This is a genomic window from Streptomyces aureocirculatus (assembly GCF_000720475.1).
In the GTDB taxonomy this organism is placed as follows: domain Bacteria; phylum Actinomycetota; class Actinomycetes; order Streptomycetales; family Streptomycetaceae; genus Streptomyces; species Streptomyces aureocirculatus.
In genome coordinates this window covers 477772-499180 of the sequence record NZ_JOAP01000005.1, presented here as the reverse complement: position 1 = coordinate 499180, position 21409 = coordinate 477772, and the positions used below count along the sequence as shown (strand labels likewise).

Annotated in this window: 16 protein-coding genes; 6 read left to right on the top strand and 10 right to left on the bottom strand. The window is 71.6% G+C overall.

Annotation, left to right across the window (positions count from 1 at the left end):
- The first annotated feature begins 9 nt into the window (after positions 1 to 9).
- Positions 10 to 2397: a glycoside hydrolase family 31 protein gene (locus tag IG78_RS0107435; protein WP_030560580.1), complete on the top strand. Its 2388-nt coding sequence runs from the start codon at positions 10 to 12 to the stop codon at positions 2395 to 2397.
- A 174-nt stretch (positions 2398 to 2571) separates the two neighbouring features.
- Here the strand turns inward: IG78_RS0107435 and IG78_RS0107430 are convergent, their stop codons facing one another.
- The 3 genes from IG78_RS0107430 to IG78_RS0107420 all read right to left on the bottom strand — a co-directional run bounded on the left by IG78_RS0107430 (position 2572) and on the right by IG78_RS0107420 (position 4877).
- Complete coding sequence (locus IG78_RS0107430) at positions 2572 to 3111, bottom strand: NUDIX domain-containing protein (protein WP_030560579.1); 540 nt, start codon at positions 3109 to 3111, stop codon at positions 2572 to 2574.
- Between the two features lie 168 nt (positions 3112 to 3279).
- On the bottom strand, positions 3280 to 3591 hold the full coding sequence (locus IG78_RS41780) for a YidB family protein (protein WP_037684944.1): 312 nt from the start codon (positions 3589 to 3591) through the stop codon (positions 3280 to 3282).
- A 419-nt stretch (positions 3592 to 4010) separates the two neighbouring features.
- A complete protein-coding gene (locus IG78_RS0107420) occupies positions 4011 to 4877 on the bottom strand; it encodes a M15 family metallopeptidase (RefSeq protein WP_030560577.1) in 867 nt (288 codons plus the stop codon).
- A gap of 97 nt (positions 4878 to 4974) precedes the next feature.
- On the opposite strand from IG78_RS0107420, the gene IG78_RS0107415 reads away from it, so the two are divergent.
- From IG78_RS0107415 to glpK, 4 genes are all read left to right on the top strand, one after another.
- On the top strand, positions 4975 to 5400 hold the full coding sequence (locus IG78_RS0107415) for a Zn-ribbon domain-containing OB-fold protein (protein ID WP_030560576.1): 426 nt from the start codon (positions 4975 to 4977) through the stop codon (positions 5398 to 5400).
- Positions 5397 to 6587: a lipid-transfer protein gene (locus tag IG78_RS0107410; RefSeq protein WP_030560575.1), complete on the top strand. Its 1191-nt coding sequence runs from the start codon at positions 5397 to 5399 to the stop codon at positions 6585 to 6587. The genes IG78_RS0107415 and IG78_RS0107410 overlap by 4 nt, the downstream gene beginning before the upstream one ends.
- A 460-nt stretch (positions 6588 to 7047) precedes the next feature.
- Entirely contained in the window at positions 7048 to 7800 is a 753-nt protein-coding gene (locus IG78_RS0107405; RefSeq protein WP_030560574.1) for an MIP/aquaporin family protein, read from the top strand.
- A 24-nt stretch (positions 7801 to 7824) separates the two neighbouring features.
- Positions 7825 to 9342 (top strand): glycerol kinase GlpK, encoded by a 1518-nt coding sequence (glpK, locus tag IG78_RS0107400; protein WP_030560573.1) that lies wholly within the window; start codon positions 7825 to 7827, stop codon positions 9340 to 9342.
- Positions 9343 to 9650: 308 nt separating this feature from the next.
- On the opposite strand, the gene IG78_RS0107395 is transcribed toward glpK, so the two are convergent.
- Genes IG78_RS0107395 through IG78_RS0107375 form a run of 5 tightly spaced genes read right to left on the bottom strand, consistent with a single transcriptional unit; the run spans position 9651 to position 18034 of the window.
- Positions 9651 to 10256 carry a GTP-binding protein gene (locus tag IG78_RS0107395; RefSeq protein WP_030560572.1) on the bottom strand — a complete coding sequence of 202 codons (606 nt, stop codon included), beginning with the start codon at positions 10254 to 10256 and terminating at the stop codon, positions 9651 to 9653.
- Entirely contained in the window at positions 10253 to 14050 is a 3798-nt protein-coding gene (locus IG78_RS0107390) for a hydantoinase B/oxoprolinase family protein (RefSeq protein WP_078968702.1), read from the bottom strand. The genes IG78_RS0107395 and IG78_RS0107390 overlap by 4 nt, the downstream gene beginning before the upstream one ends.
- Positions 14051 to 14075: 25 nt before the next feature.
- Positions 14076 to 14477 (bottom strand): DUF742 domain-containing protein, encoded by a 402-nt coding sequence (locus IG78_RS0107385; protein ID WP_030560570.1) that lies wholly within the window; start codon positions 14475 to 14477, stop codon positions 14076 to 14078.
- A 9-nt stretch (positions 14478 to 14486) separates the two neighbouring features.
- Positions 14487 to 14927 carry a roadblock/LC7 domain-containing protein gene (locus IG78_RS0107380; protein ID WP_030560569.1) on the bottom strand — a complete coding sequence of 147 codons (441 nt, stop codon included), beginning with the start codon at positions 14925 to 14927 and terminating at the stop codon, positions 14487 to 14489.
- Complete coding sequence (locus IG78_RS0107375; protein WP_030560568.1) at positions 14924 to 18034, bottom strand: nitrate- and nitrite sensing domain-containing protein; 3111 nt, start codon at positions 18032 to 18034, stop codon at positions 14924 to 14926. Before IG78_RS0107375 ends, IG78_RS0107380 begins: the two co-directional genes overlap by 4 nt.
- A 957-nt stretch (positions 18035 to 18991) precedes the next feature.
- On the opposite strand from IG78_RS0107375, the gene IG78_RS0107370 reads away from it, so the two are divergent.
- Positions 18992 to 19537: a hypothetical protein gene (locus tag IG78_RS0107370; RefSeq protein ID WP_037684977.1), complete on the top strand. Its 546-nt coding sequence runs from the start codon at positions 18992 to 18994 to the stop codon at positions 19535 to 19537.
- On the opposite strand, the gene IG78_RS0107365 is transcribed toward IG78_RS0107370, so the two are convergent.
- Positions 19512 to 20984: an NAD(P)/FAD-dependent oxidoreductase gene (locus IG78_RS0107365; protein WP_037684946.1), complete on the bottom strand. Its 1473-nt coding sequence runs from the start codon at positions 20982 to 20984 to the stop codon at positions 19512 to 19514. The genes IG78_RS0107370 and IG78_RS0107365 overlap by 26 nt on opposite strands.
- Positions 20981 to 21379 (bottom strand): bifunctional 3-phenylpropionate/cinnamic acid dioxygenase ferredoxin subunit, encoded by a 399-nt coding sequence (locus tag IG78_RS0107360; RefSeq protein WP_051852416.1) that lies wholly within the window; start codon positions 21377 to 21379, stop codon positions 20981 to 20983. Before IG78_RS0107360 ends, IG78_RS0107365 begins: the two co-directional genes overlap by 4 nt.
- Positions 21380 to 21409 lie beyond the last annotated feature (30 nt).

The window sequence follows — 21409 nt, the reverse complement described above, 5'->3', positions numbered from 1 at the left end:
CTGAGCAGCATGAACGGTCGTGACCTGGTGCGTTCGGTGAAGGCAGTCGGCCTGTCCGACACGGCTCAAAGGTTGCGCATGGTGCGCTCCGCGTGGCGCAGGCGGCGGGTCGACGCGGCGGGACTGCCGCCTCGGCGGGACGAGCGGGCCCGGACGCCGGGGCCCGTGACGCTGGTGGAGCCCGGTCCCGGCGGCGGGGTGGTGCGCTTCGCGCGGTCCGAGCTGCGGGTGCGGGTCACGTCGGGCGGAGCGGTGTTCTGGGGCTGGGACGGCGCGGATCCGGACCCGTCGTACGCGCTGGCGGGCGGGAGCCCGGAGGCGGATCCCCGGGCCGTCCTGGAGCCCGACAAGGAGGGCGGCTGGCGGGTGGTGTCGGAGCGGGCCACCGTGGTCGTCTCCCGGCACGGGGCGGTCGAGCTGCGCACGCCGGGCGGTGTGATGCTGCGCCGTGATCTGCCGCCGCGATGGTGGGAGCCCGCGGGCGGCGGACCGGTCCGTTGGGTGCAGCGGTCGGAGGTGGCGGCGGACGCGCGGTTCTTCGGGCTCGGCGGGCGGGCCGCGGGCCCCCGGTTGCGGAGCGGCACGTACCGCTTGTGGAACACGGATCCCGGTGGCTCCTTCGAGCCCGGGGACGGTCCGCTGTACATCACGATGCCGGTGCAGTGGGTGGTCGCCGACGTGGGGACGCATCTGGTCTTCCACGACAACACCTGGGACGGCTCGGTGACCGTGCGCGAGGGCACGGAGGGCGCGGGTTCCGGGCACGACAGGGCCGGGTCGTGCGAGGTGCGCATGGCCGGGGGGCCGCTGCGGTGCTGGGTCATGGTGGGCACCCCCGCGCGCGTGCTGCACGCCTGGGCGGGGCTCACGGGCGCTCCTGCGGTGCCGCCGTCGTGGGCGCTCGGTCATCATCACGCGCGGTGGGGATTCGGCAGCGAGCAGGAGGTGCGGCGGATCGTCGCGGGCTACCGGGAGCACGGTCTCGCCCTGGACGCGCTGCACCTGGACATCGACCACTTGGACGCGCACCAGGTGTTCACGGTCGACAAGAAGCGCTTCCCCGGTCTGCCGAAGCTGGCCGCCGAGCTGCGCGGGGCGGGGACCCGGCTCGTGTCGATCGTGGACCCTGCGGTGAAGGCTGCGCCGGGCAACGCGGTGTACGACGGCGGGGCGGCGGCGGACGCGTTCGTGCGGGACGCCTCGGGGCGGGCCGTGCGGGGGCTTGTGTGGCCCGGTGAGTCGGTGTATCCGGACTTCACGGCGGGGCGGGTGCGCAAGTGGTGGGGCGGGCTCTACGACGAGCGCCTCGCGCAGGGCTTCTCGGGGTTCTGGCACGACATGAACGAGCCGGTGTCCTTCGCTGCCTTCGGAGAGACGACCCTCCCCCGCTCGGCGCGGCACGACCTGGAGGGCCGGGGCGGTGACCACCAGGAGGCACACAACGTGTACGCCCTCGGCATGGCGCGTGCCGGTTACGAGGGCATGCGCGAACTGCGGCCCTCCGAGCGTCCGTTCCTCTTCTCCCGCTCGGGCTGGGCGGGAATGCAACGCTACGGAGGGACGTGGTCGGGTGATGTCGCCAGCACCTGGCCGGGGCTGCGGGCCTCGCTCGCGCTGGTTCTCGGGCTCGGCCTGTGCGGAGTGCCGTACTCGGGCCCCGACGTCGGCGGGTTCGACGGCAGCCCGTCACCGGAGCTGTATCTGCGGTGGTTCCAACTCGGCGCCCACCTCCCGCTGTTCCGTACGCACGCGGCGCTGGACGCGGGTCGCAGGGAGCCCTGGGAGTTCGGTCCCGAGGTGCTTGAGCACGCGCGCGTGGCTCTCGCAGAGCGCGGTCGGCTGCTGCCGTACTTCGTGACGCTCTCGCACCTGGCGCGGCGCACCGGCGCGCCCTACGCCCGTCCGCTGTGGTGGGGCGCCCCGGAGGACAGGGCGTTGCGCGACTGTGAGGACGCGTTCCTACTGGGGGACTGTCTGCTGGTCGCGCCGGTCCTGGAGGAGGGGGTCGACCGGCGGAGCGTACGGCTGCCGCCCGGTCGCTGGTACGACACCGTCACCGAGGAAGCGTACGAAGGCCCCGGACGAGCCGTCCTGGAGGCGCCCCTGTCCCGCATACCCGTGCTCGCGCGCGCGGGCGCCGTGCTGCCCGTCCGGGGTGCGGACGGGGCGCTCGTACTGGAGGTGTGGGCGCCCGCGAAGGGGCGCTCGGGCGGGGGCCTGGTGATCGCCGACGGCGGTGACGGGTGGGAGGAGCCGGAGCTCCAGCGCTTCGGGGTGCGGTGGAGCGGCGACCGGCTGCTTGTCGAGAAGGAGGGCGACGAGTCGGGGGGTGTTCCGGAGTACGCGGTGCGGGTGCGCGGAGGCGATCGGCCGCGGGGCGTGGCCCGGGTGACGTGACCGGAGGGCGTGGACCGGGTGACGTGACCGCGAAGTGTGGACCGGGCCCGGCGTAACCGCGAAGTGTGGCCCGGGCCCGACGTAGTCGCGAGGTGCGGCCCGGCGTCACGTAACCGCGGGATGTGGCCTCGGAGTCACCTTCCTGCGGGACGGCTCCCGGCATCGGACATGGCGTCAGACGTAGCGGCCCTCGAACCACGCCTGCACTACCGCCGTGTGCAGGGGGAAGCAGAGTTCCACGGGCCGGTACAGCAGTTCCCAGCCCTCCGTCTCGTCCGTCGGTACGGACTCGGGCAGGTCGGCCGCGGGGCGTTCCGGCAGCAGGCCGAACAGCAGCACGTGGCCGTCGGGAGAGCTGAGCGATTCGACGATGCGCACGTCGTGGCTCGCCGCGCTGATGCCGGTCTCTTCCTTGAGCTCGCGGACGACGGCGTGCCGCCAGTCCTCCCGGTCGTCGATGTAGCCGCCGGGCAGAGCGAGTCCCCCGCGCGCGGGGGCGATGGCACGAGTCACGACCACCAGGCCTGTGCCATGGGTGTCGTACACGGGCTGCAGGGCGATCGCCACCGGCAGAGGGTTGCGGTAGGCGACGTTGCCACAGGCGGAGCAGCCGCGGGGCCAGCCGGTGAGGTGCTCCCCGTACGGTGCGCCGCAGCCCGAACAGTGGGAATCCGGGACGGGCTTGACTCTGAATTCGGATGTGGATGCGGACACGCCGCGGACTGTAGCCGATCTCCGGGCGGCGGTCTTCCCTGAGGCGCCCTCTACTTGGCGGAACATGCCTCGGGGCCCGCTCGCACGCGCGTATGCGAACGGACCCCGGGGTGCACGGCCGCCCCCCGTCAGGACGGGCGGCGGCCGCGTGCTGTCCCGATGGCGGAACTAGGAGACCAGTTCGCCGTTGGGGCTCACCGCGTCCACGGCCGGCGGCAGCACGGCGGCGATCTTCTGCGCCACCTCGTCCGCGCCGAGGCCGGTGAGAGCGGCTATCCGGCCGACGGTGTCGGAGAGGGCCTTGCCCAGCTCGTCGGCGGTGACGGGCAGGTTCTCGCCCGTGCTCAGCCAGGAGTCGACCTTGTCACCGAGACCGGCCTGGCGGAGCTGCTCCACCGCGGCGCCGACCTGGCTGCCGTCGTACAGGGTTGCGATGAGGAACTGCTCCAGGGCCGTTGCCGGCGCTTCGATGGCAGCCATGTCTTTCTCCAATGAAGTAGCAAGGTGGATCGATGGTCCCGGGCCGCGCCGCACAGAGTCGTCCGGGTTCGCCAGGAGCATTTCTGCCGACGCGGTTGCCTTGTGGGACAGGACGCGATGTTGGTCGTTGATGGTTGCGTGGGCAATTCGAAGGAACCGCAAACTGGCCACGCACCGCCTCGATATAACCTCGGTAACCGCTACTTTTCCGCCACGGAAACATGGCAACGCGGTGAACTTTCACGCGTCGGCACCGAGTTACGGGCCTCTCACCAGCGACTACCAGCCAAGTGAGGTAGACAGGGCGATACGGTGCGCGTTCCGGCCAGCATCGGTCCGGGCCCCCTCGATCCCTTTACGCTTCTTCCCAGAGATTTCACATTCCATTCCCACCGCGCCACACATGCGGCGTTTCACGCTCAACGGGGCGAGCTGAGCGAACCGTACGAAACGGGAAAGTCGAAGTAGGTGTCCGGAAAGGGCTCGGGTTTATACGTGTAATGCCACCATTCCTCCGGCAGGTTCACCAGGCCCACCCGCGCGAGGGACTCCTTGAGGAGTTGGCGATGGGCGCGCTGCTTGCCTTGGACGCGGGGGTCGTCGGTGTGCGACAGGGTGTCGAAGCAGTCGTAACCCGTGCCCATGTCCACGGAGTTGTCGGGGAAGCGGTCACCCTGAGGCGCGTAGCAGGGCGTCAGGGGTTCTCCGGGGAGGTACGGCCGCGTGGGCTTGGCCGGCAGCCGTACGATCGTCAGATCGACGGTGGAGCCCCTGCTGTGTCCGGACTTCTCCGCGATGTAGCCGTCTTCGAAGAGGCGGGACTTGTCGACGCGCGGGTAGAACTCGCGCTTCATGCGTTCGTCGTGGAGGTCCTTGGCCCAGCGCACGAAGTGGTCGACCGCACGCTGGGGCCGATAGCAGTCGTAGACCTTCAGCGAGTACCCCTGCCGCAGGAGCTTGCGCTGTGCCGCGTGCAGGGCGCGGGCCGCGGGCCGGGTGAGGAGGCAGACCGGCTGCCGGTAGCCGTCGATGCGCTCGCCCACGAAGTTGTGCGGGGTGAAGTAGCGCGTCTCCTGGAGGATCGTCGGGTCCACGGACCGGAGGGCGACGAACTCCGGGGGCGCCTTGCGCTCCGGAGGCGTGGCGTCGCCCTGGGAGTGCCGCGCGGGCGCGTCCTGCCCGGGCCCTGCGGGCTGTGCTGGTGCGGGTGCGGAAGCGGCGGTCACGGCGAACAGGGCGGCAGCCGTCACGGCCGGACCGCGCCACCACGGGGAGAGTCTTTTCATGTCTCCCTCGTGTATCAGGCGGGGCGCCCGGCGTACACTCCTGACGTTCCGTCAGATCCGGCTTTCTGGAGGAATCTTGTCGCGCACCCGCACCCCCGTGGTGCCCCGCTGGTTCGCCGGGGAGGGAGAGGCCTTCCGTCTGCTCGGCACGCGCTGTACGGCCTGCGGGGCCGTCTTCTTCCCTCGCGAGGACGTGCTGTGCCGCAATCCGGGCTGCCAGAGCACCGGTCTGAGCGAGGTTCCCCTGTCGCCGCGCGGACGCGTCTGGTCGTACACCGACGGCCGCTACCGGCCGCCAGCGCCCTATGTCTCGGACCCGGAACTTCCATGGCGGCCCTACACGTTGATCGCTGTGGAGCTGGCCGCGGAACGGATGGTGGTGCTCGGGCAGGGGGCCCCCGGAGTGACCGTCGCCGACCTGGAGGTCGGCATGGAGGTGGAGGTCGTTCCCGGCGTGCTCAGTGAGGACGCGGAGACGACGTGGACGACGTGGCACTGGCGACCGGTGGGGGTGGCGGCGTGACGGATGATGTGGCGGTCCTCGGCGCGGGCATGCATCCCTGGGGCAAGTGGGGCCGCGGTTTCGTCGAGTACGGGACGGTGGCGGCACGCGCGGCCCTTGCGGACGCCGGGGTCGACTGGCGGGACATCACGTCCGTGGTGGGCGCGGACACCGTGCGCGGCGGCTATCCCGGGTACGTGGCCGGAGCGACGTTCGCCAAGGCTCTGGGCTGGCAGGGCGCACGCGTGTCGAGTGTGTACGCGGCATGCGCCTCGGGGGCCCAAGCGATCGGCACGGCACGCGCCCAGTTGCTCGCGGGCCTCACCGACGTGGTCCTGGTGGTCGGTGCCGACGCCGCCCCCAAGGGGTTCTTCCGGCCTGCGGGGGGCGAGAGGCCGGACGACCCGGACTGGCTGCGCTTTCGCGTCCTGGGTGCCACGAACCCCACGTACTTCGGCCTGTACGCCCGCCGCAGGATGGCCGTGCACGGTGAAACGCTGGAGGACTTCGCCCAGGTCAAGGTGAAGAACGCGGCCCTGGGAGCGCTCAACCCCCACGCCCGCTACCGCAGAGCCGTGACCGCCGGGGAGGTCGCCGCGTCCGCCGTGGTCGCCGACCCGCTGCGGCTGCTCGACATCTGCGCGACGTCCGACGGCGCCGCGGCGCTCGTGCTGTCCACCCTGGAGTTCGCCCGCCGGCACGGCGCGAGCACCCCGGTGCGCATCCGCGCGGTCGCCACCGTCACGCCCACGTATCCGAACACGGCCCTGGACCTGCCGGACATCGCGACGGACTCCGCGACGGCCGTGCCGCCCGCCGAGCACACCTTCCGGGAGTCCGTCGCCCGCGCCGCGTACGAAGAGGCGGGCATCGCCCCCCACGACCTCTCCGTAGCGGAGGTGTACGACCTGTCGACTGCCCTGGAGCTCCAGTGGTACGAGGATCTGGGCCTGTGCGGCGCGGGCGAGGGGGCCAAGCTCCTGCGGGAGGGCACCACCGCACCCGGCGGACGCATACCGGTGAACACCAGCGGCGGCCTGGCCTCCTTCGGCGAGGCGGTCCCCGCGCAGGCGATCGCCCAGGTATGCGAGCTGACGTGGCAGTTGCGCGGCACTACGGGCGCACGGCAGATCGACGGGGCGCGCGTCGGGATCACCGCGAACCAAGGGTTGTTCGGGCACGGATCGTCGGTGGTGGTGGTGCGCTGAACACGACGCGTACGACACGGTGAGGCCCCTCCGCGGGCCCTGGTGCACCCTCCCACGGAGCGGTCAGCCACTGCGGCGGCACGGTGCCGCGGGCCGGGGAGCGGAGCGCGGAGGCAGGGGTGACGGAAGGCGTCGCGCCGGTTGAGCCGGTGCCGTCCGCGACCTTGACGCTCCATCACCACCGGTGAACACTTCCCGGTGTCAGTCGGCATCGCCGCTCTTCGGCACTCCGCCGCTCAGGGCCCGTGTGCTCCAAGGCTCTGCACAAAGGGCCAGTTCAACGGGTCATCCCCCACGGGCGATTCGACTGTGACGGCACGCTCGTCACCGCGCCCGGGCGGGGTACCGGACTCCCCTGCCCACAGCCGACGTGACAGGCAGTCGCCGAGCAGTAGTCGTGGGAACGCACCCTGCACGGAGTACCGGGGCCCACCACCCCGGCAAAGGCCTAGGAGCCGCCATGTACTCGAATGGGGACATTTTCGTCGGTGAGATCATCGGCACCGCGATCCTGATTCTCTTCGGCGCCGGCGTGTGCGCCGCCGTCACCTTGAACTACTCGAAGGCCAAGGCCTCGGGGTGGATCGTCATCGCGTTCGGCTGGGGCTTCGGCGTGATGGCGGGCGCGTACACCGCCGCACCGCTGTCCGGTGGTCATCTCAACCCCGCCGTCACCCTCGGCATCGCCATCGACACCGGCGAGTGGGACAAGACCTGGATCTATGTGGCGGGTCAGATGATCGGCGCCATGCTGGGCGCCGTCCTCGCGTACCTGGTGTACCTCGCGCAGTTCAACGCCAATGTTCCGGGCGGCGCGAAGGACGCTCCGGGGGCCCAGAGCCCCACGCCGACGCTCGGCATCTTCTCCACGATTCCGGAGATCAGGAACCCGGTCGCGAACGTCCTCACCGAAGTGATCGGGACCATCGGCCTGGTGCTTCCCATCCTCGCGTTCGGGCTCACCGAGGGCCTCGGCAAGTCCGGTACCCAGACCCTCATCGTCGCGTTCCTCGTGGTCGGCATCGGTCTGTCGCTCGGCGGCCCCACCGGCTATGCCATCAACCCGGCGCGTGACCTCGGCCCGCGCGTCGTGCACCACTTCCTCCCGATCCCCAACAAGGGGACGTCGGACTGGAGTTACGCCTGGGTTCCGGTCGCAGGACCGCTGATCGGCGGGCTCCTCGCGGGCCTCATCTACAACGCAGCCTTCTGAAGCGCCATCCTCCAAGGGGTAGCCATGACGGACAGCTCCGAGAAATTCGTCGCCGCGATCGACCAGGGCACCACATCCAGCCGCTGCATCGTCTTCAACCAGGACGGCGCGATCGTCGCCGTGGACCAGCGCGAGCACCGGCAGATCTTCCCGAAGCCCGGCTGGGTGGAGCACGACGCCACCGAGATCTGGTCCAAGGTGCAGGCAGTGGTGGCGGGCGCGCTCGCCAAGGCGGGGTTGCGCGCCGACCAACTGAGCGCCCTCGGCATCACCAACCAGCGGGAGACGACGGTCCTGTGGGACCGCTCCACGGGCAAGCCGGTGCACAACGCCATCGTCTGGCAGGACACGCGGACGTCGGCGCTCTGCAACGAACTGGGCGGCCAGGACGGCCAGGACCGCTTCCGCGAGCAGACCGGCCTGCCACTGGCCAGCTACTTCTCCGGGCCGAAGGCGTCCTGGCTCCTCGACAACGTCCCGGGCCTGCGGGCGCGTGCCGAACGCGGCGACATCGCCTTCGGCACCATCGACTCCTGGCTGATCTGGAACCTCACGGGCGGCACGGACGGAGGCGTGCACGTCACCGATGTCACCAACGCCGGGCGCACGATGCTGATGAACCTGGAGACCCTTCAGTGGGACTCCTCGATCCTGTCGGCGATGAATGTCCCGGAGGCGGTCCTGCCGGAGATCAGGTCGTCGGCCGAGGTCTACGGCACGGCCGTCGGACAGCTCTCGGGGGTGCCCGTGGCCTCCGCGCTCGGCGACCAGCAGGCCGCGGTCTTCGGGCAGGCCTGCTACGACACCGGGACGGCCAAGAACACCTACGGGACGGGCAGTTTCCTGCTGCTCAACACCGGCAACCGGCCCGTGCCCTCCAAGAACGGCCTGCTCACGACCATGGGCTACAAGATCGGCTCCGAGGCTCCGGTCTACTGCCTGGAGGGCTCGATCGCGATCACCGGGGCGCTCGTGCAGTGGTTCCGCGACCAGCTCGGCATCATCCGCACGGCCGACGAGATCGAGACGCTCGCGGCGAGCGTGGACGACAACGGCGGCGCGTACATCGTGCCGGCGTTCTCCGGTCTGTTCGCGCCGTACTGGCGCTCCGACGCGCGGGGTGTCGTCACCGGCCTCACCCGGTACGTCACCAAAGCGCACCTCGCGCGTGCGGTCCTGGAAGCGACGAGCTGGCAGACGCGTGAGGTCGTCGACGCGATGTACCAGGACTCCGGAGTGCGCATCACCACCCTGAAGGTCGACGGTGGGATGACCAAGAACGGTCTGCTGATGCAGCACCAGGCGGATGTGCTCGGGGTGCCGGTGATCAGGCCGCGCGTGTCGGAGACGACGTGTCTGGGCGCCGCGTACGCCGCCGGGCTCGCGACGGGTGTGTGGAGCGATCTGGAGGAGCTGAAGTCCCACTGGCAGCGCGACGTCGAGTGGACGCCGCAGATGGCGGAGGACGAGCGCGAGCGCGAGTACCGCAGGTGGCGCAAGGCCGTCGAGCGCAGCTTCGGCTGGCACGACGACGAGGGCTGACCACGCGCCCCGCGGCCCCGGCCTCTGTCCCGGCCGGGGCCCGCGAGGCAGTCACGCGCGCGTGGAGGGCCCCCGGCGCCGATCGCCCTCTCCCGGGACGCCGCGACAGGCACGCCCGCGTGGAGGGCCGTCCCCTCGGCCGATCGCCCCCGCCCGGGACGCCGCGGGGCAGGCACGCGCGCGTGGCGGACCGCCCGGCCGCCCGCGCGCGAGCGGTGGCGCGTACCCCGGTAGGCGGGGGTACGGGCCGCCGTGCGCGTTGCCTGGCGGCGGGCGTCAGACGACGACTTGCACGGTGGCCGCCGGCGTCAGGTGGCGACCGGTTCCCTGGCCGCCGCCCCGACGGCCATCGCGTGCTCGACCACGTCGATCAGGACCTCCTTGACGGACTCCTTCTCGCGCGCGTCGCACAGCACGACGGGAGTGTTCTCGTCGAGGTCCAGGGCGTGCCGTACCGCGTCGGACGGGTAGCGGGTCGACCCCTCGAAGCAGTTGACGCCGACGACGAAGGGTATGGAGCGGCGCTCGAAGTAGTCGACGGCGGCGAAGCAGTCCTCCAGGCGGCGGGTGTCGGCGAGCACGACGGCGCCGAGCGCTCCGGTCGCCAACTCGTCCCACAGGAACCAGAAGCGGTCCTGCCCGGGGGTGCCGAAGAGGTAGAGCACCAGGTCCTCGCGGAGGGTGATCCGGCCGAAGTCCATGGCCACGGTGGTGGTGTGCTTGCCCGGGACGCCGTTGGTGTCGTCGACGGGCCGTCCGGCCTCACTGAGGGTCTCCTCCGTGCGCAGCGGCTTGATCTCGCTGACCGTGCCGACGAGGGTCGTCTTGCCCACGCCGAATCCGCCCGCCACCAGGATCTTCAGCGTGACCGGCTCCACGGGGGCCGTACCGCGCTCAGAACGCTTGAAGATCATTCGCTTTCTTCTCCTGCATCAGTCATCAGTGGTCTCGCGTGGGTGGGTCGGACGGGCCGCGCGGGGTGCGGGGCGGCTTGTGCGGCGGGGGTGGCGCCCGGCGGCGGTCCGTATCCGCCGCCGCCGGGCGTTTCGATCACGAGTACGTCGCTGGGGCCCGCGTCGGCGCAATCGCTGCCCGTGAGCCGCACGACGCTGCCGTCGGCGCGCTCAAGGCGCCCCGAGCCGAGGCCGCCGGGCTCACCGCCCGCCATGCCGTAGGGCGGCACCACGCGGTGCTGGGACAGCGTGGAGACCGTCATGGGCTCCCGGAAGCGGATGCGGCGGACGGCGCCGTCCCCGCCCCGCCGGCGGCCCGCCCCGCCACTGCCGTGGCGTACCGCGAACTCCTCCAGGACGACGGGCAGCCGCCATTCGAGGACCTCGGGGTCGGTGAGCCGCGAGTTGGTCATGTGGGTCTGCACCACGGAGGCGCCGTCGAAGCCCTCGCCGGCCCCGGATCCGGAGGCCACGGTCTCGTAGTACTGGTACCGGTCGTTGCCGAAGGTGACGTTGTTCATCGTGCCGGAGCCCTCGGCCTGGACACCGAGCGCTCCGTAGAGGGCGCCTGCGATGGCCTGTGAGGTCTCCACGTTGCCGGCCACGACCGCCGCGGGTGGTTCTGGCGACAGGAAGGTCCCGGTCGGCACGATGATGCGCAGGGGCCGCAGACAGCCGTCGTTGAGGGGGATGTCGTCGCCTACCAGGGTGCGGAAGACATACAGGACGGCGGCGTTGACCACGGCGAACGGCGCGTTGAAGTTGGTGTCGAGCTGCGCCGACGTGCCGGTGAAGTCGATGGTGGCCGTGCGCTGTTCGCGGTCTACGGAGACCTGCACCCGGATGACGGCACCCGAGTCGGTCTCGTAGGTGAACTCGCCCTCCTTCAGGGTGTCGATGACGCGCCGTACGGAGTCCTCGGCGTTGTCCTGGACGTGCCGCATGTAGGCCTGCACGACGTCGAGGCCGAAGTCCTCGATCATGCGGGCCACTTCGTCGACGCCCTTGTGGTTGGCGGCGATCTGGGCGCGCAGGTCCGCGAGGTTGGTGGCGGGGTTGCGGGAGGGGTGGCGGGCCTCGGTCAGCAGGCTCAGGGTCTCCGCCTCGCGGAACCGTCCGTCCTCGACGAGCAGCCAGTTGTCGAACAGGATGCCCTCCTCGTCGATGGTGCGGCTGTTCGCGGGCATGGATCCGGGTGCGATGCCGCCGATCTCCGCGTGGTGGCCCCGCGACGCCACGTAGAAGAGGATCCGCTCTCCCGGGGTGTCGAAGACGGGCGTGATGACGGTGACGTCCGGAAGGTGCGTGCCTCCGTGGTACGGGTCGTTGACCGCGTAGGCGTCACCCGGCCGCATGGTGGTGGAGCGGCGGCGGATGACCTCCTTGACGCTGGTGCCCATGGAGCCCAGGTGCACGGGGATGTGCGGGGCGTTGGCTACGAGGTTGCCGTCCGGGTCGAACAGGGCGCAGGAGAAGTCGAGGCGCTCCTTGATGTTGACCGACTGGGCGGTGGACTCCAGGCGCGCGCCCATCTGCTCGGCGATCGACATGAAGAGGTTGTTGAAGACCTCCAGGAGGACCGGGTCGGCCTCCGTTCCGGCGGCGGAACTCGCGGGGGCCGCCACCCGTTCCATGACCAGGTGCCCGTCGTCGGTCGTGGCCGCCCGCCAGCCCTCGTCCACGACCGTCGTCGCGCCCGCCTCCGCGACGATCGCGGGTCCGGTGACCCGCTCGCCGGGCGGCAGTTCCTCTCGGCGGTGCAGCGGCACCTCCCGCCAGGAGCCGCCCGTGTGCAGGCGCACGGTCAGCGCGGGGCCGCGCTCGGTGCTGCCGCCGAGCGTCGACAGGTCCGGCGGCTCGGTGCGGCCGGTGGCCTCCACGGACAGGGCCTCGACGACGACGGGACGGTCCAGGGTGAAGGAGTAGGTGGCGCGGTGGCGTTCCTCGAAGGCGCGGGCCATGGTGTCGGGCTCGGCGAGGTCGACGGCGAGGGTGGTGTCGGTGCCGTCGTAGCGCAGGTGGGCGCGGCGCGTGACGTGCACGCGGTCGGTGGGTACGTCCTCGGCGGTGAGCTGGGCGCGGGCCGCGGTCTCCAGGTCGTCGGCAGTCCGGTGGACGCGGGGCATCGCGGCGGCTTCCAGGGGCGCCTCGACGGACTGCTCGCGCATCGCCGTCGTGTCGGCGAGGCCGATGCCGAGCGCGGACAGGACGCCCGCCATGGGCGGTACGAGGACGGTACGGATGCCGAGCGAGTCGGCCACCATGCAGGCGTGCTGGCCGCCCGCGCCACCGAAGGTCGTCAGGGCGTAGCGCGTGATGTCGTGGCCCTTCTGGACCGAGATGCGCTTGACGGCGCCGGCGATGTTGGCGACGGCGATCTGGAGATAGCCCTCCGCGACCTGCTCTGCGGTGCGGTCGTCGCCGGTCCGCGCGGTGATGTCCCTGGCGAGCTCGGCGAACCGTGCGCGGACGAGGCCGTCGTCGAGCGGCTGGTCGCCGTCCGGGCCGAACACCCGGGGGAAGTGGGCCGCCTGGATGCGTCCGAGTGCCACGTTGGCGTCGGTGACGGTCAGCGGGCCGCCGCCGCGGTAGCACGCGGGGCCGGGGACGGCGCCCGCCGAGTCGGGCCCCACGCGGTAGCGGCTGCCGTCGAAGTGCAGGACGGAGCCGCCGCCCGCGGCCACGGTGTGGATGTCCAGCATGGGCGCGCGCAGCCGTACGCCCGCGATCCGCGTCGTGAAGACCCTCTCGTACGCACCGGCGTAGTGCGACACGTCCGTCGACGTACCGCCCATGTCGAAGCCGATGACCCTCTCGAAGCCGGCGAGTTCCGACATCCGGGCCATGCCCACGATGCCGCCCGCGGGCCCGGACAGGATGGCGTCCTTGCCGCGGAACTGACCGGCTTCCGCGAGTCCTCCGTTGGACTGCATGAACATCAGGCGCACGCCGTGCAGTTCGTCGGCCACATGCTGGACGTAGCGCCGCAGGACGGGCGACAGATAGGCGTCGACGACGGCGGTGTCCCCGCGCGGGACGAGTTTCATCAGTGGGCTGACCTCGCTGGAGAGCGAGACCTGCGGGAAGCCGGTGCGCCGCGCGAGGTCCCCGGCGGCCTGCTCGTGGGCGGGGTGCAGATGGCTGTGCATGCACACGACGGCGACGGCTCGGATGCCGTCGTCGTAGGCCTGTCGAAGGGCCGTGCCGAGCCCGTCGAGGTCGGGGGCGCGCAGCACCTCGCCGTCGGCGGCGACACGTTCGTCGAATTCGATGACGCGGGCGTAGAGCTCTTCGGGGAGGACGATGTGGCGGGCGAAGATCTGGGGGCGGTTCTGATAGGCGATGCGCAGCGCGTCGCGGAAACCGCGCGTGATGACGAGGGCGGTGGGCTCGCCCTTGCGCTCCAGGAGGGCGTTGGTGGCGACGGTGGTGCCCATGCGGACGGTGTCGATCGGTACGCCGCCGAGTCCCGGGGGGTTGTCCGCGCCGGTGTACGGGGCGTCCGCGTCGGCCGGATGCGCGGCATTCACGCTGTCCGTGTGTACGGCGTCCGTGCTGCCCGTGTGCGCGGCCTCCACACTCTTTGACGTGTCGGCCTGGGCAAGGAGTTCCCGGATGCCGGCGACCGCGGCGTCCGCGTAGCGGGCCGGATTGTCGGACAGGAGCTTGTGCGTGCGCAGAGCGCCGTCCGGGCGGCGGGCGACGACATCCGTGAACGTGCCGCCCCTGTCGACCCAGAACTGCCAGCCTGTCACGTCTCAATCCCCGCTTTCGCGCTGTTCAGAGCGCCCGGAGGCCGTTGATCACGTCGCGCAGAATACTCTCGTCCGGCAGCTCGGCGGGGGGAACGGGGCGGGTCACGTGCACCAGTCGGTCGTCGACCAGATCACCGATGAGGACACGGACCACGCCGATCGGAAGGTCCAGTTCCGCCGCGAGCTCCGCGACGGACTGCGGGGTGTCGCGGCACAGGCCGACGATGTCCACATGTTCCGGGGACAGCGTCTGGTCGGCCTCCGTCTCCTCGGCGCGCGACTCGGCGATCACGACCGCGATCAGGTCGAGGCGGTGCTGGTTCGCGCTGGTCGTGCGGCCGCGTGTCATCGCGTACGGGCGCACCACCGGGCCCGCGTCGTCATCGAACCAGTGCGGCATCTCGACCTGACCGTCGTCGTCGCTCATGCCCTCCCACTACCCTCCCGTGGGCAGGTCGGTGCGTGGCGCCGACCCCAGGTGCACACCCACCCTCTTGACGAGCAGCGTCATCTCGTACGCCACCAGGCCGACATCGGAGTCCGCGTCCGCGAGCACGGCCAGACAACTGCCGTCGCCCGCGGCCGTGACGAAGAGGAAGGCGTCGTCCAGCTCGACGACCGTCTGCCGGACCTTGCCCGCTTCGAAGTGGCGTCCCACGCCCTTGGCGAGGCTGTGGAACCCGGACGCGACGGCGGCCAGGTGCTCGCTGTCCTCACGTGTCAGGTTCTTCGACACGCCCGTGGGCAGTCCGTCCCCGGAGAGCACGAGCGCTTTGCGGATGCTGGCGACGCGCTCCACCAGATCGTCGAGAAGCCAGTTCAGCTCTCCCGATCCCCCGGTCGCGGTGGTGCGTGCGTCGGCCTTCGGTGCGGTCATCGACCGTCCCCCTCAGATGTCGTTCCTGGTGCTGCGCCGTCCTGGACGTCGTCGCCCGCGGCGTTCTCTTGGCGACCGCGCTGCCAGCCACGCTGGAGCGAAGCCATCCGGCTGCGGACCTCGTCGGCGTCGCGCTCCTCCGTTCCGGCCCCGGCGGGGGCGGCGTCCGGCTCCGTACGGTGGTCCGGCCCTTCCTTGAGCTGCGGGGCGAGGCTGGCCTGCCTGACGCGGCGCGGCAGCCCGCCCGGGGCGGGGGCGACGGAGTCCTCGGCGGCCGCGCGGAGCGGCGTTCCCGTGCTGCCTGCGGCCCGGTCCATGGATCCTCTGTCCGTCCTTGCCGCCCGGTCCGCACCGGGCGCCGTCTCCGTGCGGGTGGTGGCGGGCGGTGCGTCCGGGACCGGACGGCGCCGGGGCAGCAGCGGCTGGGTGCCGACCGGTGTGTCCGTGCCCAGCGGGCGCGGCGGGGTCAGGTCGGGCCAGCCCGCGTCCGAACGGGGGCGGCGCGGCAGGTCGAGGCCCGCGCCTTCGGAGCCGTCGACGGTGTCCCGCGCGGGGGCGCCGAGACCGTCCCGTACACGCCGGTCGGGGGTACCGCGGGCGGGGCCCAGGTCCTGACGGGTGTCCGGGGGTGTCTGGCCCGCGCTCCTGGGGTCCCGCGCGGGGCCGCGACCGGGCCGTCCCGCGCCGGGCTCGCGGCGTGTGCGGGAGCCGTCGTCCGGGTCGTCCGCGTCCGTGTCGCGCGTCCGCGCGGGACCCACGCGACGTCCGTGCGAGGAGACCAGTTTCGGCGTGCGGCGGCGTACGAGCGGGACCGTGTCGCCCGGAGCCTGCTCGTCGTCGAGGGTCTCTTCGGAGTGCGGTGCCTCGTGTGCGGCGGAGTCGGTGGCGCGTACCGGTTCGACGAGGTCGGGCTCGCGCGTGTCACGGGCCTGCTGGTGCTGCTCCTTGGGGGTGTCCGTGGCGCGGCGGCGGGGGCGGAACAGGCCGCCGCGTTCGCTGTCCTCGTCCTCCAGGGCGCCCGGGAAGCCGTCGAGCCCTGCCATGCCGACCGGTGCTTCCAGCTCGACCGGGCCGTCGAGGACGGACGCGGGCAGTCCGGGCAGTTCCACGGCCGTCCGGGCGAGGGCCGCCGACCGCTCCTTCGCCGGGTCGCCGCCGAGGGACTTCTGCGGCAGCGGCCGGTCGAGGCGGAAACCGACGCCTCCGGTGTCGGACACATCGTCGGTGAGCAGCGTCTCCGGTATGAACACGACGGCGGTGGTGCCACCGTACGGGGAGGGCTGGAGGGAGACCCGGACGCGCTGGCGCTGGGCCAGCCGGCTGACTACGAAGAGGCCGAGGCGGTCGGTGTCGGACAGTTCGAACTCGGGGGTCTCCGCGAGGCGGAGGTTGGCGTCCAGGAGGTTTTCGGAGGCCATGCCGAGGCCGCGGTCGTGGATCTCCAGGGTGAAGCCGTTGGCGACGTGCTCTCCGAGGACCTGCACCGCGGTGTGCGGGGGTGAGAACACCGTGGCGTTCTCCAGGAGTTCGGCGAGCAGGTGGGTGAGGTCGGCGACCGCGGGTCCTGTGACGGCGATGCGCGGCAGGCGGCGTACCTCGATGCGTTCGTAGTCCTCGACCTCGGCGACGGCGGCGCGGACGACGTCCATGAGCTGGACGGGCTTGCGCCACTGCCGTGACGGGGCGGCGCCGGAGAGGATGACGAGGCCTTCGGCGTGCCGCCGCATGCGGGTCGTGAGGTGGTCAAGGCGGAACAGGTCGGCCAGTTCGTCGGTGTCCTCGGTCCTGCGCTCCATGGTGTCGAGGAGCGTGAGCTGCTTGTGCAGCAGGACCTGGCTGCGGCGGGCGAGGTTGACGAACACTTCGGAGACGCCGCGGCGCAGGTCGGCCTGTTTGACGGTGGCTTCTACGGCGGCGCGCTGCAGGGTGTTGAGCGCCTGGCCGACCTGGCCGATCTCGTCCTTGTCGTAGGTCAGGCGCGGGGCCTCGGTCTCCACGTCGACCTGTTCACCCGCCGCGAGGCGGCGCAGCAGGCCGGGCAGCCGCACGCCGGAGGCCTCGTGGGCCTCCAGGCGCAGCCTGCGCAGGTCTCGGATGAGGCTGCGGCCGACGCGGATGGAGAGGAAGAGGGAGAAGATCACGGCGAGCAGGCCGAGCACACCGATGACGGCCAACTGGACGATGACGCTGACGGCTTCGGGGCGGGCGCGCTCGCGCAGGCGCTCGATGGCGGCGTCGCTGCGGTCGGCGAGGCCCGCGAGGACCTTGTGCGCCTCGCGGTCCCAGTCGCCGGTGCTGATCCCGCGCGGGGTGCCGGCGCCCGACTCCACCAGGGACTTCTCGGCGTCGCGCAGACGGCTGGTCTCGGCGCCGTTCCAGTAGCGCTCGAAGCGGGCGCGCTCGTCGTCGGGAAGCTGGGCGAGGCTGTTGTCCAGGAGCAGGCTGCGCTGCGCGGCCATATCGGTGACCTGACGGATCTCTCCCCTGGTGACACTGCCCGCGACGAGGGCGGAGCCGATCAACGCGTCCTCGCGGGAGAGCAGTTCACGTGCCTGGCCGACACCGACGAGCGCGCGGCCCTCCGCTGTGACACCCACGTCGTCGAGGGCGTTGAGCGTCATCAGGAAGCCGAAGCAGGGATCGGTCAGGCGCGTGTACATCTTCAGCGCCTTCTCGCGGCTGATCGTGCCTTCCTCGACCGTGCGGCGCAGCGCGTCGAGGCCCTTGAAGGCATCGAGGGCCACGCTCAGCCGCTCTTCGGACTGGTCGTCGAGCGACCCGCGCGAGTCGGAGTGCTTGGCCCGGTACTCGACCCTGGCCACGCTCTTGTCGGTGGCCTCACGGCTGCGCCGCAGTGCGGCGAGTGCGTCCGATGCCCGGGGGTCCGCCAGATAGACGAGGGTCTGGCGGCGCTCTTTCTGGACCACCTCGGCGGCGTCCTGGACGGGAAAGGCCAGCTCATCGATGATCTTGGCGGTGCCGATCAGCTTGTTCGCCTCGCGCCCCGTGAGGAACGTGGCAAAGCCCCAGATCGCCGTGAGGGACACGAGCGGCACGAGCAGCAATGCCACGATCTTCCGGCGGATTGACTTCCCGCGAAAGCGCATGGCCTCCCCCAGATCGGGCCCCTCGCGGACAGGATTTGACCGGGGGCACGCATGTGCGTCAACAAACGGCGCGAGCCTACTACTGACACACGGGCAACTCGAAGACACGTCCGGACGCTTTTCAGCCGTGACGCGAAAGAGGCGTCACCAGTTGTCCGGGCATTGGGGGAGATTGCCTCCCGCATGTGGCACCTGCCCGACACCCTCATCCCCCGTGCCAGAGTGCCCAGTTGGCCTGAAGTGTTCGCCGCGTGGAACCAATCGCGGCGGGAGGGGATCTTTCCTGCCGGGCGGGAATCTTTCGGGGCGCCCGTTCGTCCCTCAGTACGAGAGCAGTTGCCTGCGGGGATGCGGGGTAACCGGGGCCGTACAGGGGACGCGAAAGACAGTTGGGCACGCGTGGAACCTCCTGCCCTGCCGCGTAAAGCGGCGTAAAGCGGGCAGAAAGTGGAGAGTCGGACATGAGAGCTCTCGATCGACCGGCCGCGAGGCACCCGGCAGGACGGCGGCGGCACTTGCGGAACAGCAGGTGCACGGGCAAGGCAGCGCAGCGGGGGGAGTGACGAGTTGATGGGCACGAAGGAGCGCCGACGGGCGTCGGGCGACGAGCGGGCGCTGGGCGCCGGGCGGGCGCGCGGCGATGGGCCGGTGCGCGGCGCCGGGCGGGCTTCGGACGGCACGCGGGCGGCGGACGGGATGTCGGCTTCGGGCAGCGCGCAGGTGCCGGACGGCACGCAAGCGTCGGGCAGCGCACAGGCTTCGGGCAGCAAGCTGGCTTCGGACAGTAAGACGACTTCGGACAACGCGCAGGCTGCGGGCCGCACGCAGGCATCGGGGCGCACGCTAGCGTCGGGCAGCGCACAGGCCTTGGGCAGCGAGCTGGCTTCGGGCAGTACGGCGGCTTCGGGCCGCACGCAGGCCTCGGACCTTACGCAAGCGCCGGATGACACGCAGGCCTTGGGCAGCAAGCTGGCTTCGGAGAGTAGGGCGGCTTCGGGCAGGAAGGCGGCTGAGCAGGTCGGGGCGTACTCGAGTGTCGGCACGGCAGGGCCCCGGGTCGCGCCACCCGTCGGGTACGACGACGGCGACGAGGGCGGCGAACGCCTTGAGCGGCGGCAGCTCTGGGTCGAGGAGGCAGCGACCCGGCGGAGACTGCCGGACCCCGTGCGGACGGCGGCCGTGCGGGCGATGCTCATCGTGTCGCTGACGCTCATCCAGGCGATGACGGCGTTCTTCTGCGCGATGGCCGAGTCCTGGCTGGCCTTCCCCATGGTGCTGAGCAGCGTGGCCAGCACGATCGTGGCCACCTGGAGCGTGTGCGACGTCTGGGTGACCCGCCAGGTGTGGAACCAGCGCAACGGCGTGGTGTCGATGCCCAGCAGCTCGGCGCGTCAACTGCGCCGGGAGCGGCGCAGGGCCCGACGCGACGCCCGCGCCACCGCCCGTTCGCAGGAGGACATACGGAGCCGCGGAGGAGCTAGGGGGCAGCTCTCGCACTCCTAGTGCCGTCCGGCTCGGCCGACCGCTGTGCCCGCAGTCGCCGCCGCACCTTCATGAACGGCCGCGGACGATTGACGGCGAGAGCGGCCCGCACCTGGCCCGCCTGCTCGTAGAGGGCCAGAAAACTGCCGCTGTCCGGGCTGCCCTCCGCGATGCGTACGGTGGCATCCGCGGGGCGGTGTCCGGCGAACTGGATGCGGGAGCCGTACTGGTCGGACCAGAAGTACGGAAGTGCGCTGAAGGTCTCCACGGTGTGGGCGGCGAGCAAGTTGCGTACGGCGACGCGCGGTTGTTCCGTCGCGCTCGTCCAGTGCTCGGCGCGGACGCCGCCGACACGGGCCACGTCTCCCACGGCGACCACCTGGGGAAGGCTCGTGACGCAGCCGCCGTCGCAGCGGACACCGTCACGGTCGGCGAGTGCGCCGTCCGTCAGCCAGCCGGAGTTGGGAGTCGCACCGATGCCGACGACGACCACGTCCGCGGGCAGGAGGCGACCGTCGGTCAGCTCCACGGCGGTGACGCGTTCGGGGCCCGTCGTACCGCCGACGGCCGCGTGGCGCAGTCCCGCCACCCCCGTCCCGGTCAGCAGTCGCACGCCCCCGTGCCGGTGCAGGTCGGCGCAGAACGCGGCCATCTCCGGGCCGAGTTGCGGGATCAGAGGCAGGGGTGCCGCCTCGACGACGGTGACGTCATGCCCGAGTGCGGCGCACGTCGACGCCGTCTCCGCGCCGATGAAGCCGCCGCCGATCACCACAACGCCGCGCGGGCCCCGGGTCAGTTCGGCGCGCAGGGCACGGGCGTCGTCGAGGGTGCGCAAGGTGTGGACACCGGCGAGCCGGGGACCCGGCAGCCGCCGGGCCGAAGCACCGGTCGCCACGACCACGCCGTCGGTGACGACCGTACGGCCGTCGTCGAGGTGGACGGCGCGGCCGCGGGGGTCGAGTGCGGTCGCGTGCACGCCGAGCAGCCAATCGGCGGCGAGCTCGGCGATCTCGTCGGGGTCGGTGAGGGCGAGGGGGGCCTCGTCCGGGGTGGTCTCGTCGAGGGGGGCCTGGCCGGGGAGCGGCCTGCCACGGGTGACCCCGCCAGGGGTGGGCCCACCAGGGATGGCCCCGCCACGGGTGGCCCCACCGGGGGCGGCCCCACCGGCGTTTGCCCCGCCAGGAGCTGCCCCGCCGAGCGGAGCCGCGGCAGCTTCGTCCGCGTTCGCGGCGAGGTCCTTGTTCGCGGAGAAGTCCGAGTCGGCGGCAAGGTCCGTGTTGGCGAGGAAGTCCTTGTTCGCGAGGAAGTCCTTGTTCGCGAGGAAGTCCTTCGACAGTGGTGGGCGGTCGTACGGAAAATGAGGCTCCGCTCCGATGATCACGAGGCGTCCGTCGTAGCCCTGGGCACGCAGTTCGCGTGCCGCGTAGAGACCGGCGAGGGAGGCGCCCACGACGGTGACGGTCTTCATGCGGCGGAGCCCTTGGTGGCGAGCGGGCCAGACGTGACCGCGGCCGAGGCGGTCGTGGTGGCGGGCGTCCGGACGGACACCGGCACGGCGGTCGGCTCGGTCAGGTGGACATGGACCGTTCCGTCGACCACGCTCACGCGGTGGGTGCGCACCGCGCGACGGGCGGGCAGGCACATCGGCTCGCCGGTGCGGAGATCGAAGGTGGCCGCGTGCAAAGGGCATTCGACCAGGCAGCCCTCCAGCCAGCCCTCGGACAGGGAGGCGTCCTGGTGAGTGCAGGTGTCGTCGACGGCGTACAGCGCGCCGTCCGCGTTGAACACCGCGACGGGCGGTGTGGTGTCGAGACGGACGGACTCGCCCGCGGGGAGGTCTTCGATGCGGCAGACGGGGATCACGGGCCCTCCTCTGGATCGGTCGGCCGGTTC

Coding starts and splice junctions, on each gene's coding strand:
- IG78_RS0107375 (WP_030560568.1), bottom strand. CDS start 18,034: ATGCGCTTTCGCGGGAAGTCAATCCGCCGGAAGATCGTGGCATTGCTG.
- IG78_RS41780 (WP_037684944.1), bottom strand. CDS start 3,591: ATGGCTGCCATCGAAGCGCCGGCAACGGCCCTGGAGCAGTTCCTCATC.
- IG78_RS0107395 (WP_030560572.1), bottom strand. CDS start 10,256: ATGATCTTCAAGCGTTCTGAGCGCGGTACGGCCCCCGTGGAGCCGGTC.
- glpK (WP_030560573.1), top strand. CDS start 7,825: ATGACGGACAGCTCCGAGAAATTCGTCGCCGCGATCGACCAGGGCACC.
- IG78_RS0107420 (WP_030560577.1), bottom strand. CDS start 4,877: ATGAAAAGACTCTCCCCGTGGTGGCGCGGTCCGGCCGTGACGGCTGCC.
- IG78_RS0107385 (WP_030560570.1), bottom strand. CDS start 14,477: ATGAGCGACGACGACGGTCAGGTCGAGATGCCGCACTGGTTCGATGAC.
- IG78_RS0107405 (WP_030560574.1), top strand. CDS start 7,048: ATGTACTCGAATGGGGACATTTTCGTCGGTGAGATCATCGGCACCGCG.
- IG78_RS0107365 (WP_037684946.1), bottom strand. CDS start 20,984: ATGAAGACCGTCACCGTCGTGGGCGCCTCCCTCGCCGGTCTCTACGCG.
- IG78_RS0107435 (WP_030560580.1), top strand. CDS start 10: ATGAACGGTCGTGACCTGGTGCGTTCGGTGAAGGCAGTCGGCCTGTCC.
- IG78_RS0107380 (WP_030560569.1), bottom strand. CDS start 14,927: ATGACCGCACCGAAGGCCGACGCACGCACCACCGCGACCGGGGGATCG.